The sequence below is a fragment of the Myxococcus sp. XM-1-1-1 genome, from assembly GCF_020037095.1.
Lineage (GTDB): Bacteria > Myxococcota > Myxococcia > Myxococcales > Myxococcaceae > Myxococcus > Myxococcus fulvus.
This window is the reverse complement of record NZ_JAIQDH010000001.1, coordinates 456,795-471,178: the sequence shown is the minus strand read 5'-3', so window position 1 is coordinate 471,178 and position 14,384 is coordinate 456,795. Positions and strand designations below refer to the sequence as shown.

Below are 14,384 nucleotides of genomic sequence, written 5' to 3'. Positions count from 1 at the left end.
ACTTCCAATCAGGAGAGGATACTGACGGCAGTCGGCTCCGGAAAACCGACAGAATCCGACGCCTTCGTCGTTTTATCGACGAGAACTCACACGCGCTGACGCAGTCCGTCGAGGACGCTGGCGGCCCCGGGACTGAGGGAGCCGGAGGGCCAGAGGGCCACGACCTCCACGGCCTGGGGCTCCTCCTCCTTCAGGGGCCAGGCGTGGATGTCCTCTGGGAACGGGTGCATGGGGCGCAGGTCGGGGGTGATCGCGCAGGCGCGAAACGCGCGCAGCAGCTCGTAGAGGAGCAGGAAGCTCTCGACGCGGGCGACCTCCTGCACCGCGACACCGTGCTCCGCGAAGCGCGCGCTGTTCGCGCCACCGTAGGGGTCATCGCGCAGCCAGTCGACGAAGGGCTGGCCCGCCAGGTCCCTCACATGCAGCGTGCGCCGGGCCGTGGATGCTGTCGCGAGCGAACTCCCGGGGCCCGCGAGCACGACGAAGGGCATGCGCAGCAGCGACTCCGACTCCACGCCCTCGTGTGGCGGCAGGGGCGTGAAGTCCAGGGCCAGGTCCAGCTGGCGCGTCTGCACCTGGCGCGTCAGCTCGTGCGGCCCGCCGAAGCTGAGCACCAGCTTGAGCCCCGTGGCCGCCGCGTTCTGGGCGACCTTGCCGAGCAGCGAGAGGGACAGCGTGGGATTGAGCCCCAGGCGCACCACGGGCTCGGCGCTGGCGAGGTCCTTCAGGCGCTTCATGTCGAGCTGGTGCAGGGGCGTCTGGGTGCCGGCAAAGAGCCGCTCCCCCCGGGCGGTGAGCTGGAGTCGACGCCCGGGGCCGCGCTCGAGCAGCGTGGCGCCGTCCGCCAGCGCCATCTCCAGCGCGCGGATGTGCTCGCTCACCACGGAGCGCGCCACGCCCAGGTGCTCGGCGGCGGACTCGATGCTGCCCGCCTCCACGGCGGCGGTGAAGGACTCCAGCCAGACGAGATGTCGCACCAGCTTGCGTGGCGGCATGCTCCCCATCCTGGCACCCCTCCCACACGCGGCACGAGGACTCTGGAGACGCCGGGCGCGCTTCCACTGCGAGGAAGCAGTCGGGCGCGCGTCGCTGCTTGAACATGCGCCGGGGGCGGGCTAGCAGAAGGCGCGATGTCCCGGACGCCTTCCGACACCCTCCCCGCCCAGGGGCTCCGCCAGCGTCTGGCCGGCGCCACGCCCCTGATGGGCCCCGCGCTGCTGTGGTGCACGCTGCACGGGTTGCTCGCGCTGGCGTTCTTCGGTGCCCCCCTGCTCGCCTCCGTGGAGCGGCTGGCCGCCTCGCTGCGCCCCGTGCTGCTGGCGGGCGGCGTCATCCAGGCCCTGTTCCTGGGGCTGCTCACCTTCGTCGCCACGCTGCCGCTGATGTTGCTCGGGCGGCGCTACGCGGTGGCCCTGCCCATCGCCGTGGCGCTCGGCGTGGCGATGCTGGGCGTGGACGCGCTCGTGCTGTCCTCGCTGGGCTTCCACATCAACGGCCTGGTGCTCGCGGTGGCCATGCAGCCTCGCGCGCTCGCGGAGACGGGGCTCGCGCCGCACGAACTCGCGCTCCTCGCGGTCGGCACCCTGGCCGTGCTGTCGCTCGATGTCTGGGTGGGCGTCCAGTTCCTGCGCCGCGTCCATCGGCCCCGGCACGTGGCGAGGCTGGTCGCCGTCCTCGTGCTGACCACCGCGGTGGAGCGCCTGACGAGCGCGTGGCTCGTGTTCGCCCATGGTGGCGCGGTGCTGCACGCGGCCACCACCCTGCCCCTCCAGCCGCCCGTGCGGATGAACACGCTGCTGATGCGGCTGACGAGCCGGCCTCCCGCGTCGGGCCTGCGCCTGGGCGTGAGCCCCGAGGCCGGCGTGCCCGCGTCGACCATCGACCCCGCCGCCGTGCGCTTCACGCGCAAGCCCGACATCCTGCTCATCCTCGTCGAGAGCCTGCGCGACGACTTCTTCCGTCCGGACGTCATGCCCCACCTGTGGAAGCGCGCGGAGCACGGCACGCGCTTCCTGCACCACCACAGCGCGGCGAGCTCCACGGACTACTCGGTCTTCAGCCTCTTCTTCGGCCTGGAGGCCCAGCGCCGTGACGCGGTGGTGGGCGCGGGCCGCGCGCCCCTGCTCTTCCCCGCGCTGCGGGAGAACGGCTATCGCCAGGCCTTCTTCGCCGCGTCCTCGGTGGACTGGATGGGGCTGAAGGACACGGTGTTCCGCGACGTGCAGGGCGGCCTGCGCACGGACTACGAGGGCAAGAGCCACCTGCGCGACGCGGCCATGGTGAAGGACGCGCTGGACCTGGCGCGCTCCACGCCCGTGGACACGCCGCTGTTCACCTTCGTGTTCTTCGCGGGCACGCACTTCGACTACGACTACCCGCCGCGCTCGGCGGTGTTCTCGCCCGCGTGGGACGGCAAGGGCGGTCTCGCCACCGCGCGCGTGCCCGCCGAGCACCTCAAGGCCCGCGCGTGGAACTCCGCCTACGAGGTGGACACGAAGGTGGAGGAGCTGTTGTCCCAGTGGGAGGCCGTGCGCGGCACGCGCCCCCTGGTCGTCTTCACCGGAGACCATGGCGAGGAGTTCCGCGAGCACGGCCGCGTGGGCCACGCCAGCGACGTCACCGAGCTGCAACTGCATGTGCCCATGCTCGTCTTCGATGAGCGCCTGCCGCCGGGCCAGGTCGAAGCCGTCACCGGCCACATCGACCTGGTGCCCACGCTGTTCGACCTGCTGGGGGACACGCACACGCCGGAGCAACTGGGCGATGGGATTCCGATGAGCCGTCCGGACCCTCGGCGCTACCTGCTCACCACCATCGGCTGGGAGCCTCGCTACGCGCTCATCGGACGTGAGCTGAAGGTGCGCTTCGGCGCGGGCCTGCCCGGCACCGAGCTGAGTGACTTGTGGGACCGCCCGCTGCCAGATGCGCAGGAGCGCTTCGCGGCCGAGGCGCCGCGAATCCTCCGCAGGCTGCGCGGCGGAGGCGCGCAGAGCGAAGCTTCCGAGCCCACGCCCCGGCCCGTCCCCACGGGGGCTCCCGCAACCGCGACCCAGCCGCCACGCTGAGGCACGCGTCCGTGACTCAGAAGCGGACGCGGGCGCCGAGCGCGAGCGAGAACAGGCCCAGCTTCACGGTGTCCGGGTTCCGGAGGAACTGGACGATGCGGTAGTCCGTGGCGACCAGCTCGTAGTACCCCTCGAGCCGCTCGAACCCGAGCACCTTCGCCGGCCGCCCCACGCCCCCTCCGAGCAGGAACGCCGGACGCAGCGCCGTCTTGAACCAGTAGTAGCCCGACTCGTACCGGTCCGGCAGCGTCAGGTAGAAGTCATCGCCGAACGTGTAGCTGAACGCCGCGCCCAGGGTGAGCGGACGGAGGTCCCACTCCCCATGGCGCACCCGGAACGGATGCCACTGCGCCTTGAGCGTCAGCGTCACGAAGTCCGAGCCCGCCACCGCCTGCGGCGCCCAGCCCACGAGCACCTCCAGGTCCACCTGCTCGTCCAGGAACGCCCACCCGGGCCCCGCCGCGAGCATCCCGATGGAGCCCGCGAACTGCACGGCCGCATGGTCCGGCACGTACCACGGCGCCCCCTTCGACTCGGAGACGTCCTCGTGCAGCTCCTGCTCCTCCGCGCGCGCCGAGGACGCCGCCAGGAGCAGCGACGCCAGCAGTCCTCCCGCGAGCCCGGAGCGCGACATCAGAAGAAGACCTGTTCGACATCCACCGACGGCCCCTCGACGGAGACCAGCAGGTAGCTGCGGATGTCGAGCGCGTCGGTGACGAAGTAGCGCACGCCCTGTCGCTCATCGCTCTGGAAGCGGTGGGCGTGGCCGTGGAAGGACACCGTCACGCCCCGCTCCGACTGGAGCTCCTCCAGGGGCCCGGTCAGCACCGGGTCGAAGTCCGGATGCCCGGGCGCCACATGCGAGAAGGTGAAGAGGTGGCCGTCCGGCGGAGCATCGGCGAGCGCCTGCCCGAGCCTGGCCAGGTCAGGCACGTCGCCGGGGAAGTCGTACTCGCGGGAGTTCGAGTCGAAGAGGACGAACCGGCTGCCGCCATGTTCGAAGGACAGGAACGTCGGACCGAAGCGGGCCAGGAACAGCTCCGTCCCCTTACCCACCATGTCGTGGTTGCCGATGACCGCCATCGTGGGGACCGACGCGTCGCTGAGCAGCTTCGACACCCACTTGTACTCGTCCGCCGAGCCGAACTCCGTCAGGTCCCCCATCTGCACGGCGAAGTCCACCTCCCGCCGCGCCAGGTCCCGCACCGCCGCTTCCGAGGAGCCCTGGAAGATGCCGATGTCCCCAATCACCGCGAAGCGGAAGGGCCCCGAGCTCATCCGCTGCTGGAGCCGCTCCACGGCCCGCGCATTCGAGTCCCGCTCGCCCCCGCGAACCTCGTACGGGTGCATCTCGAACGCGCCACAGCCCGAGAGGAGCAGCAGCGATGGGAGCCAGGGTCTCACGACCCTCGGAACTAACGACCCGATGCCACCTCTTCAACCCTTGGATTCGCCCGGGCCGCTCCCAAGACACAATGGCTCATGTCGACCATCACCTGACCGACAGTCACCGTCATCGCAACACGCACTCCGGGCCGTTGCCCCTGTCGTCGGGACTCAGGCCGCGAGCGCCTTGGCGCCGTCCCAGTCCTCCACCTCGTAGAGGAAGCGCGAGCCCTTCACGAGCTTGCGGTTGGCGGAGGTGCTCTGCACGAAGACGACGTACTTCTCCAGGCTCGCGGGCCGGATGCGCACCGTCTCTCCCGGGGGCAGGCCGAGCATCTCCCGCGCGCGCTCGCCGCTGAAGAAGTCCCCCGTCTTGCGGTCCATGAGGATGACCTCCTTGTGGCCCTGGATGGTCTCCGTCTTGGTGAACTCGTAGAAGCCCCTGCCCGTCTTGAAGCCCAGGCCGTTCTCCTGGACGAAGGTCTTGATGGGCATGTCCGCGTCCACCTCCAGCGACTGGAAGCGGCCGGGAGGCACGGCGCGCAGGTCCGCCTCGCCGTAGACGGACGTGGGCGCGCGCCCGAGCATGGTGCTGAACAGGCCGCTCAGGCTCCGGCTCATGCGGCCCTCGCGGGAGACCTCCGCCTCGTAGGCCTGGAGCTGGGCGTCCGACGCCTGCTTGTAGCAGACGGCCAGCAGCATGTCGGTGACGTGGGAGAACTGGTCCAGGCTCAGGTGGAAGCCGCCCGACTTCTGGGCCAGCTCCCGGTAGAACGGCGTCGCGTGGCGGCGCGCCAGGGCCTGGACCCCGTACACGGGGATGCCCAGCCTACCCAGCGCGTCCACCTCCTTGCGCCAGTCCAGCCGCTTCGGATTGTCCGAGGGCGCGTGCGGCACGTCATCGCCAATCAACACGAAGGCGTGCTTGTAGCCCGCGGACCATGAGAGGGATTGCGCCTCGTGCAGCACCAGCTCGTAACACTCCGGCGCGTCGCCGCCGCCCGTCTGCCCCACCTTGTCCACGAACCGCACCACCGCGTTCACGTCGTCCGTGAGGTCGAGGATCTTCGTCACGTACGTCGAGCGCGCGTCGCAGTAGTCGCCGTGCGCGATGACGCCGATGCGGATGCCCGGAATCTCCTTCATCAGCCGGGACACCGTGCCGTGCAGCTTCTTTCGGACCTGCGCGAGACAGGGATACATGCTGCCGGTGGTATCGAAGCTGAAGACAATCTCGACGCGATTATCGACGACGGACTTGCCCATTTCTTGGCTCCCCTCGTGTGCCGTGACGAGAGGAAGAATACGGGGTGGGTCTGACATTTTCGGGGCGCCGCAAGGGCCTACGTGAGGGGTGGTTCCGGGCCCTTTCCGACGCCAATCCTGGCGGGGTCCGCGTTGTCCTTGCGGGCTTCGAGGGGCCGTGCTGAAAAGCGCGCCACAGCCCCTGCCTGGGGCCCGGGGAGGACCTTGGTGGAGATCCAGAAGCCCTACCTGTTGTTCCTGGGGGATGTCCCCGACCAGCTCGCGGCGAAGACGGCGCACGGCATCGTCGACTGGCGGCCGGACTGGTGCGTGGGGCAGCTGCGGCTGCCGGGCTGCAAGGCGGACTGTGGCCTCGAGGACCTGGACATCGCGCAGGCGAAGGCCAAGGGCGCCCGGACGCTCATCGTCGGCGTGGCCAACGCGGGCGGAGTGCTGCCGGAGCACTGGGTGAGCAAGCTGGTGGATGCGCTGGACGCGGGGATGGACGTCGCCACGGGGCTGCACAAGAGGCTGTCCTCGTTCCCCGCCATCGCCGAGGCGGCCCGACGCAACGGCCGCGCGCTGCACGACGTGCGCATTCCCGACCAGGACTTCGCCACGGGCAAGGGCACCAAGCGTCAGGGATTGCGCCTGTTGACGGTGGGCACGGACTGCTCGGTGGGAAAGAAATACACCGTGCTCGCGCTGGAGAAGGAGATGCGGGCGCGTGGCCTGAAGGCGGACTTCCGGGCCACGGGACAGACGGGCATCTTCATCTCGGGTCGGGGCGTGGCCATCGACGCGGTGGTGTCCGACTTCGTCGCGGGCGCGGCCGAGTGGCTGTCCCCCGCCAACGACGCGGACCACTGGGACCTGGTGGAGGGACAGGGTTCGCTGTTCCATCCCTCGTTCGCGGGCGTGACGCTGGGGCTGCTGCATGGCGCGCAGCCGGATGCCTTCATCGTCTGTCACGAGCCCACGCGCACCAAGATGCGTGGCGTCCAGCACGCGCTGCCCTCGATTCAAGCCGTCATCGAGCGCACCGTGCTGGAGGGACAGCTCACCAACCCCGCCATCCAGTGCACGGGGCTGGCCATCAACACCGAGCACCTGGACGAAGCCGAGGCCCTGGCGCTGCTGGAGCGCACCGGGCGCGAGCACGGGCTGCCCTGCGTGGACCCCATCCGCACCGGTGTCGGGCCGCTCGTCGACGAGCTCTCTCGCCGCTTCCCCGTCCGGAGCTGAAGGCCCATGCGCAAGCTCACCGTCCGACACGAGAGCTGGCCCATCGCCGGCAGCTTCACCATCTCCCGGGGCTCGAAGACGAGCGCCGAGGTGGTGGTCGTCACGCTGGAGGAAGGCGGCGCCGTGGGGCGCGGCGAGTGTGTGCCCTATGCCCGCTATGGCGAAACGGTGCCGGGTGTCCTGAAGGCGCTGGAGGCCGCGCGGGCGCGCATCGAGGGAGGGCTGTCCCGGGAGGAGGTTTCCGAGGTGCTCGAGCCCAAGGCCGCGCGCAACGCGCTGGACTGCGCCCTGTGGGACTTGGAGGCGAAGCGGACCGGCAGGCCCGTCTGGGCGCTGCTGGGGATGCCCGAGCCCCGGCCGCTCGTCACCGCGTACACGCTGAGCCTGGACACGGCGGATGCCATGGGCCGGGCCGCGGTGAAGTCCGCGCACCGACCGCTGCTCAAGGTGAAGCTGGGACGCGGGAGCACCGAGGACCTGGAGCGCCTCAGGGCCATCCGTGAGGGTGCCCCGGCCAGCCGGCTCATCGTGGACGCCAACGAGGGCTGGAGCCCCGCGGAGCTGCCCGGCCTGCTGGATGCGTGCGCGAAGCTGGGGGTGGTGATGGTGGAGCAGCCCCTGCCCGCCTCGGACGACGAGGCCCTGCGGGGCCTGGGGCGCCCGGTGGCCGTGTGCGCCGACGAGTCCGCGCATGACCGGCACGGGCTGGCGGCGCTCGTGGGCAAGTACGACGCGCTCAACATCAAGCTCGACAAGACGGGAGGGCTCACCGAGGCCCTGGCCCTGGCCCGGGACGCGCGAGGGCACGGGCTGCAGCTCATGGTGGGCTGCATGGTGGCCACGTCCCTCTCCATGGCCCCCGCGGCCCTGGTGGCCCAGGACGCGGAGGTGGTGGACCTGGACGGTCCCCTGCTGCTGGCGAAGGACCGCGAGCCGGGCCTGCTCTTCGAGGGCAACACCCTGTTCTGGCCGCCCCGGGAGTTGTGGGGCTGAAGGCCCGGGTGGGGCTTCGTCGTCCCGATGGCACCCGACGACAAGGGCCTCTTGCCCTGGGCGGGCCGGAAGCACAGCATGCGCGGCCACCGTGTCCGTGAACGCCACCCGCCCGAGTCCCCACCACACGTATACCGAGCGCCGCGCCGCCGCCCAGGCGGAGCTGTCCGTCCTGGACCGCATCAGCGCCCGCTACGCCAACCTGCGCACCGTGGCCGTCCTCGCCGCGGCCATCATCTCGGGCCTCATCCTCACCGGACGCCTGCCGAAGACGTGGTGGTGGGGCGCGCTCGGCTTCGTCGTCGTCTTCATCATCCTCGCCGTCATGCACCACCAGGTGTTCCGTCGCGAGGAGCGCCAGCGGCTCTACGTGACGCTCAACGAGCGGGGTCTGGCGCGCCTGGGACATGGCTGGCACGAGTTCACCGAGCAGGGTGAGCGCTTCGCCTCCCCCTCCCACCTCTACACGCCGGACCTGGACGTCTTCGGCCAGGGCAGCCTGTTCCAGCTCCTCAACGAGACGGCCACCCGCGCCGGCGAGGAGCGGCTCGCCGCGTGGCTGTCGTCCCCTGCCTCACGGGAGGTCGTCGAGGCCCGACAGGGCGCCGCCCAGGAGCTGGCCCCGCGCGTGGACTTCCGCCAGGACCTCTGCGTGGACGCGCGCACGGTGGCCAAGGAGAAGGCGGACCCCGCGCTCTTCATCCAATGGGCGGAAGCCGGCTCCTCGCTCGACGCCATCCGCTGGTCCCGTCCGCTGGCGGTGGTGCTGCCCTTCGTGACGCTCGCGCTCTTCATCCTGGGCGAGGTGGGCGTGATTCCCGGCGCATCCGTCTGGGCGGGCCTCATCGCACAGCTCGCGCTGGCCGCCGCCACCCGCAAGACGCTCAAGCGGATGGACGACAACGTGGAGAAGGGCGAGCGGGGCTTCGCGCGGTATGCCCCCCTCTTCGAGCGCATCGAGAGCCAGCGCTTCGAGCATCCCCTGCTGCGCCAGCTCCAGGCGGGCCTCCAACAGCAGGGCGAGCCGCCGGTGTCCTCGCACTTCCGTCGCTTCAGCCAGCTCTTCTCGCTCATCGAGTTCAAGCGGCACCAGTTCCACCCCATCGTGCACTGGCTCACCCTCTGGGACATCCACGCGCTGTTCGCGCTGGAGAACTGGCGCGAGAAGCACGGCACCCGCGTGCGGCACTGGTTCGAGGCGCTCGCGGAGCTGGAGGCCCTGTCCTGTGTCGCCGGGCTCGCGCATGACCGCCCCGCCTTCGCCTGGCCCACGCTGGTGAAGGAGGGCCCCATCGTCGAGGCGACGAAGCTGGGACACCCGCTGCTGGACGCGCCCGTGCCCAACGACGTGTCCCTCCCGGGCCCCGCGCACGCGTTGATCATCACCGGCTCCAACATGAGCGGGAAGACGACGCTGATGCGCGCGGTGGGCGCCAACGTGGTGCTGGCGCTCGCCGGAGCGCCCGTGTCCGCCGCGTCGTTCCGCCTGTCACCGCTGCATGTGCTCACCAGCATGCGGGTGAAGGACTCGCTGGAGCGCGGCGTCTCGTACTTCTACGCGGAGGTGCAGCGCATCAAGGCCGTGCTGGACGCGGCGCGCGCAGCGAACGGCCAGGCCCTGTTCCTGCTCGACGAAATCCTGCTGGGCACCAACACGCGAGAGCGCCAGCTCGCCTCGCGCGAGGTGCTGCGCCTGCTGCTCGCCACGGGCGCCAGCGGCGCGGTGACGACGCATGACCTGTCGCTCACCTCGCTCGCCGAGGAGACCACGAACGCGAAGGTCCGCAACGTCCACTTCAGGGACCACCTGGAGGAGGGACAGATGGTGTTCGACTACACGCTGCGGGAAGGCGTGGTGGACACCACCAACGCGCTGCGCGTGCTGCGACTCGCCGGTGTCCCCGTGGACGACCCCGAGGCGCCCGAGCGTCGGAAGTAGGCCCGCTCCACCCCGCCGCCCGTTCTCCGGGCGCGCAGCCCCTGCTCGCCATCACCGCCTGCCCTGCGTCCGGCCCCTGTCTTCGAGTCCAATCCCTTCGTGAGGTGCTGAGCACCCGCTGGCGCGAATCATGTCGGACGAGCTCCGCCTCCGCGTGCCCATCGCACGACCGCTCCCGCGCCCGACCATCATCGGCTCACGTGGCGCTCTAGCCACGGTCCATGGAGGAACTGATGATGAACCACGCGCTCCACGCGGTCCTGTCCACCCTGTTCATGGCGACCCTCTTGCTGGCCCCGGCCAGCCGTGCGCAGCCCGTGGCCCTCACCTGCCCGGGCACCTTGAGGGTCAACTACGCGCCCGGGCTCTCGAACACCCCTCGGCTCATCACCGTCGACTCGAAGGCGCTCTACGGCCCCTGCACGGGGCTCCCCCTGGGGCTCGTGTCCGCGAGTCTCGATACGTTCGCGCAGACCCCACTTTCGTGTGGCCTGCTCGAGAACGGAAAACTGTCCCTCACACTGAAGTGGAACGACGGGACCTACAGCACGGGGCAGGGTCGAGCCCTCCTGCGCGCCGCGCCCCTGGGAGAGGTTGTCATCGCAACGGAGTCCACGGTGACCGAGGGCCGCTTCGTGGGCGCCACGGTGGTCGTCACCTCCACCCTGCTCCAGACGGACTTTCTCGCATGCTCGACGCCCCAGGGCGTCACCTCCGTCGCGGGCCCCTCCGTCCTCGTCATCACCCGCCTCTTCTGAGGTCCCCGAACGAAAACGGGCCCCGGGAAGCGCTTCCCCGGGGCCCGTGAACTTTCAGGAGCGCGCGGCGATTACTTCGCCAGCTCGATGAGCGCCGCGGCGCCCATGCCGCCACCGATGCACATGGTGACGACGCCGTAGCGGCCGTTGCGGCGCTTGAGCTCGCGCAGAATCGTCGCGACCAGCCGCGCACCGGACACGCCCAGCGGGTGACCCAGGGCGATGGCGCCGCCGTTCGGGTTCACCTTGTCCTCCGGGATGCCCAGCTCACGGATGCAGTACAGCGCCTGCGGAGCGAAGGCCTCGTTCAGCTCGAAGACGTCGATGTCCTTCACCTCGAGCTTGTTCTTCGCCAGCAGCTTGCGCACCGCGGGCACGGGGCCGATGCCCATGACCTCCGGAGGCACGCCCGCGACGGCGAAGTCCACGAAGTAGCCCAGCGGCTTGACGCCCAGCTCCTTCGCCTTCTCCTCGCTCATCACCACCGCCGCCGCCGCGCCGTCCGTCAGCGGCGACGCGTTGCCGGCCGTCACCACGCCCTTGGCGTTGAACGCCGGGCGCAGCTTGCCCAGGCCCTCGGCCGTCGTCTCCGGACGCAGGATGGTGTCCACCGACACCGTCACCGTCTGCGCGTTGCCCTCCTCGTCGTAGACGGTGGTGGTGACCGGGACGATCTCCTCCTTGAACTTCCCCGTCTCCCGAGCCGTCGCCGCGCGGCGCTGGCTCTCGGCGGCGAACTTGTCGGAGTCCGCACGCGACACGTTGTGACGCGAGGCGATGTTCTCCGCCGTCACACCCATGGAGCTGTAGATCTCCGGGTGGTTCGCCATGATGTCCGGGTTGGCGCTGACCTTGTTGCCGCCCATGGGCACCATCGTCATGGACTCGGTGCCACCACCGATGCCCACCTGGATGTGGCCCGCCTGGATGGCCGCCGCAATCTGCGCGATGGCCTGCGTCCCGGACGAACAGAAGCGGTTGATGGTCATCGCCGGGACGTCGACCGGCAGACCCGCCAGCAGCGTGGCCTGACGCGCCACGTTCATGCCCTGCTCGGCCTCCGGCATGGCACAGCCCAGGACGACGTCCTCGACGTCCGACGGCTTCAGGCCGGGGACCTGCGCCACGGCCTCCTTGATGGCGACGGCCGCCAGGGTATCCGGCCGCGTGTCCTTGAACTCTCCCTTGTGCGCGCGGGTGAACGGCGTGCGGACCGCGCTGGCAATCACGACTCGACCAGGCATCTTGATGTCTCCTTGCCCGGGTAACACCCGGGCATGCAGCGAAATTTATGTCGTCGCCAATGAGTACCGGCCGGCCGTCAATTCCGCAGCGGCTTGCCCTTTTCGATCATGTGCGTCAGGCGGTCCTGGGTCTTCTCCTCGCCGCACAGGCTCAGGAAGGCCTCGGCCTCCAGCTCGAGCAGCTTCTCCTCGGTGACCAGCGCCGAGGTGCTGGTGTCACCACCCGTGAGCACGCGCGCCAGCTTCTGGCCGATCTTCCGGTCGTGCGCGCTGACCTGCCCGTTCATCTCCATGTCGTACAGCATCATGTCGATGGTGGCGTAGCCGCTGGGGCCGCCCAGCCGGAAGCGCGAGGGACGCGGCGCGCGGAAGCCCGCGTCCGCCATGCCCAGCACGCGCGCCTTCGCGTCCGACAGGAGGAAGTCGCGGTTGGCGCTGATGCCGTCCGCCTGCGAGAGGAAGCCCGCCTCGCGCGCCTCCTCGGCGCTGGTGGCGACCTTCGCCGTGCCGATGGACAGGAACACCTTCTTGAGGAAGGGGAACGGATCGAAGTCCTTGTCCGTGGAGTACGCGCCGTAGACGTTGCGGAGCAGCTGCATGTTGCCGCCGCCGCCGGGGATGAGGCCCACGCCCACCTCGACGAGGCCCATGTACAGCTCGGCGCTCGCCTGCACCGCGTTGCCGCCCATGGTCACCTCGGCGCCGCCGCCGAGCGTGAGGTTGAAGGGCGCCGTCACCACCGGCACCGGGCTGTAGCGCATGCGCTGGTTGGCCGCCTGGAACGACGTCACCAGCTTGCGGATGTCCTCGTACTGGCCGCTCTTCGCCGCCCACACCAGCGCGACGATGTTCGCGCCCGCGGAGAAGTTGGCGCCGTCGTTGCCGATGACGAGGCCCTTGAAGTTCTTCTCGGTCTCGTCCAGCGCCGTGTGCATCATCTCGATGATCTGGTCATCGATGGAGTTCATCTTCGTGTGGAACTCCAGCAGCGTGGCGCCGTCGCCCAAATCCCACAGGGTGGCGGAGTCGTTGCCGGCGACCTTCTTGTTGCCGCGCTTGAGGTACTCCACGCGCTGGGTGCGCGCGTTCTCCGGCACCACCTTCACGGACTTCGTGGGGATGTCCCAGTACGTGTCCTTGCCGCCCTCCACGCCGTAGAAGGACTCGCGGCCCGTGGCCAGCATGTCCTCCACCCACTTCGCCGGCTTGAGGCCCAGCTCCTTCATCCGCGCGACGCCCTTCTTCACGCCGTACGCGTCCCAGACCTCGAAGGGGCCCAGGTCCCACCCGAAGCCCCAGCGCACGCCGCGGTCCACGTTGACCACGTCGTCGGCAATCTCGGGGATGCGGCGGCTGGTGTACGCCAGCACGTCCAGCGTCACCTGCTCGGCGAACTTCGCGGCCTTGTCCGTGCCGTTCATGACGACGGCGACGCGCTCCTTGACGTTCTCCACCTCGCGGGCGGCGCCCAGCGACTCGAAGCGCACCTTGCCCTGCGGGCGGTACTCGAGCGTCTTCAGGTCGAGCGCCAGGATTTCCTTCCCGCCGGAGCTCTTGTCCTTCTTGTAGAAGCCGCCGCCGCTCTTGTCGCCCAGCATCCCCTTCTCCACCATCTTCTGGAGGAAGCCGGGGATGGCGAAGACCTCACGCTCCTCGTCCTGCGTCAGCGTGTCGTAACAGTTCTTCGACACGTGGACGAAGGTGTCCAGACCGACGATGTCCGCGGTGCGGAACACGGCCGACTTGGGGCGCCCCATGGCCGGGCCGAAGATCTTGTCCACCTCCTCGATGGACAGCTCCGCGGGGCCCATGGCCGCGATGGTGCGCATCATCCCGTACACGCCGATGCGGTTCGCGATGAAGTTGGTGGTGTCCTTGCCGTAGACGATGCCCTTGCCGAGCACCTCTTCGCCAAAGCGGTGGATGGCCTTCATCACCGCCGGGTCCGTGTCCTTGCCGGCCACGAGCTCCAGGAGCTTCATGTAGCGGACCGGGTTGAAGAAGTGCGTGACGAGGAAGTTCTTCTTGAAGGCCTCGCCCCGGCCCTCGGTCATCCCGACAATCGACATGCCGGAGGTGTTCGAGGAGATGATGGCGTCCTTGCGGGCGTGCTGCTCCACCTTGGCGAAGAGCGCCTGCTTGACGGCCAGGTCCTCCTTCACCACCTCAATGACCCAGTCGCACTCGGAGATGCGCGACAGGTCGTCCTCGAAGTTGCCCACCTCGATGGCGGTGAACACCTGCTCGGACATGATGGGGCTGGGCTTCTGCTTGCGCATGTTGGCCAGCGCCCCGAGGGCGAACTTGTTGCGGAAGGCCTTGGTCGAGGTGTCCTCGCCCGGTGCGGCCTTCGGCGGAACGATGTCCAGGAGGAGCGCGCGCACGCCCGAGTTGGCCAGATGGGCGGCGATGCCGCTGCCCATCACTCCGGCGCCCAGCACAGCTACCTTGCGGATCCGCGTCGTCATTGGGGAAGGCTCCCTTGCTCTTGTGGGAAGGAGGGGACTGC

At 69.7% G+C, this 14,384-nt stretch carries 11 protein-coding genes; 5 read left to right on the top strand and 6 right to left on the bottom strand.

All coding sequences use genetic code 11. From position 1 onward, the window contains the following. Nucleotides 1-86: 86 nt before the first annotated feature. Nucleotides 87-995 (bottom strand): LysR family transcriptional regulator, encoded by a 909-nt coding sequence (locus K8640_RS01905; RefSeq protein ID WP_223745512.1) that lies wholly within the window; start codon nt 993-995, stop codon nt 87-89. Between the two features lie 135 nt (nt 996-1,130). On the opposite strand from K8640_RS01905, the gene K8640_RS01900 reads away from it, so the two are divergent. Further along, a complete protein-coding gene (locus tag K8640_RS01900) occupies nt 1,131-3,065 on the top strand; it encodes a sulfatase-like hydrolase/transferase (protein ID WP_223745511.1) in 1,935 nt (644 codons plus the stop codon). A gap of 16 nt (nt 3,066-3,081) precedes the next feature. Here K8640_RS01900 and K8640_RS01895 read toward each other — a convergent pair whose 3' ends face one another. From K8640_RS01895 to K8640_RS01885, 3 genes are all read right to left on the bottom strand, one after another. Continuing rightward, a complete protein-coding gene (locus K8640_RS01895) occupies nt 3,082-3,699 on the bottom strand; it encodes a hypothetical protein (protein WP_223745510.1) in 618 nt (205 codons plus the stop codon). After that, the gene (locus K8640_RS01890) at nt 3,699-4,469 is read right to left on the bottom strand and encodes a metallophosphoesterase (RefSeq protein ID WP_223745509.1); all 771 of its coding nucleotides are present in this window, start codon (nt 4,467-4,469) and stop codon (nt 3,699-3,701) included. Before K8640_RS01890 ends, K8640_RS01895 begins: the two co-directional genes overlap by 1 nt. 153 nt (nt 4,470-4,622) lie before the next feature. Next, the gene (locus K8640_RS01885) at nt 4,623-5,717 is read right to left on the bottom strand and encodes a vWA domain-containing protein (RefSeq protein WP_223745508.1); all 1,095 of its coding nucleotides are present in this window, start codon (nt 5,715-5,717) and stop codon (nt 4,623-4,625) included. A gap of 207 nt (nt 5,718-5,924) precedes the next feature. Between K8640_RS01885 and dgcN the strand changes: the two genes are divergently transcribed. The 4 genes from dgcN (at nt 5,925) to K8640_RS01865 (ending at nt 10,631) form a co-directional block, all read left to right on the top strand. After that, a complete protein-coding gene (dgcN, locus tag K8640_RS01880) occupies nt 5,925-6,941 on the top strand; it encodes an N-acetyltransferase DgcN (protein ID WP_223745507.1) in 1,017 nt (338 codons plus the stop codon). A 6-nt stretch (nt 6,942-6,947) separates the two neighbouring features. Then, on the top strand, nt 6,948-7,934 hold the full coding sequence (gene dgcA / locus K8640_RS01875) for an N-acetyl-D-Glu racemase DgcA (protein WP_223745506.1): 987 nt from the start codon (nt 6,948-6,950) through the stop codon (nt 7,932-7,934). A gap of 91 nt (nt 7,935-8,025) precedes the next feature. Then, nucleotides 8,026-9,873 (top strand): MutS-related protein, encoded by a 1,848-nt coding sequence (locus K8640_RS01870; protein ID WP_223745505.1) that lies wholly within the window; start codon nt 8,026-8,028, stop codon nt 9,871-9,873. Nucleotides 9,874-10,106: 233 nt separating this feature from the next. Next, nucleotides 10,107-10,631, top strand: coding sequence for a hypothetical protein (locus K8640_RS01865; RefSeq protein WP_223745504.1), 525 nt, complete (start codon nt 10,107-10,109; stop codon nt 10,629-10,631). A 71-nt stretch (nt 10,632-10,702) separates the two neighbouring features. Here K8640_RS01865 and K8640_RS01860 read toward each other — a convergent pair whose 3' ends face one another. Continuing rightward, entirely contained in the window at nt 10,703-11,875 is a 1,173-nt protein-coding gene (locus K8640_RS01860) for a thiolase family protein (protein ID WP_141323678.1), read from the bottom strand. 77 nt (nt 11,876-11,952) lie between these two features. Continuing rightward, the gene (locus K8640_RS01855) at nt 11,953-14,343 is read right to left on the bottom strand and encodes a 3-hydroxyacyl-CoA dehydrogenase/enoyl-CoA hydratase family protein (protein ID WP_223745503.1); all 2,391 of its coding nucleotides are present in this window, start codon (nt 14,341-14,343) and stop codon (nt 11,953-11,955) included. Nucleotides 14,344-14,384 lie beyond the last annotated feature (41 nt).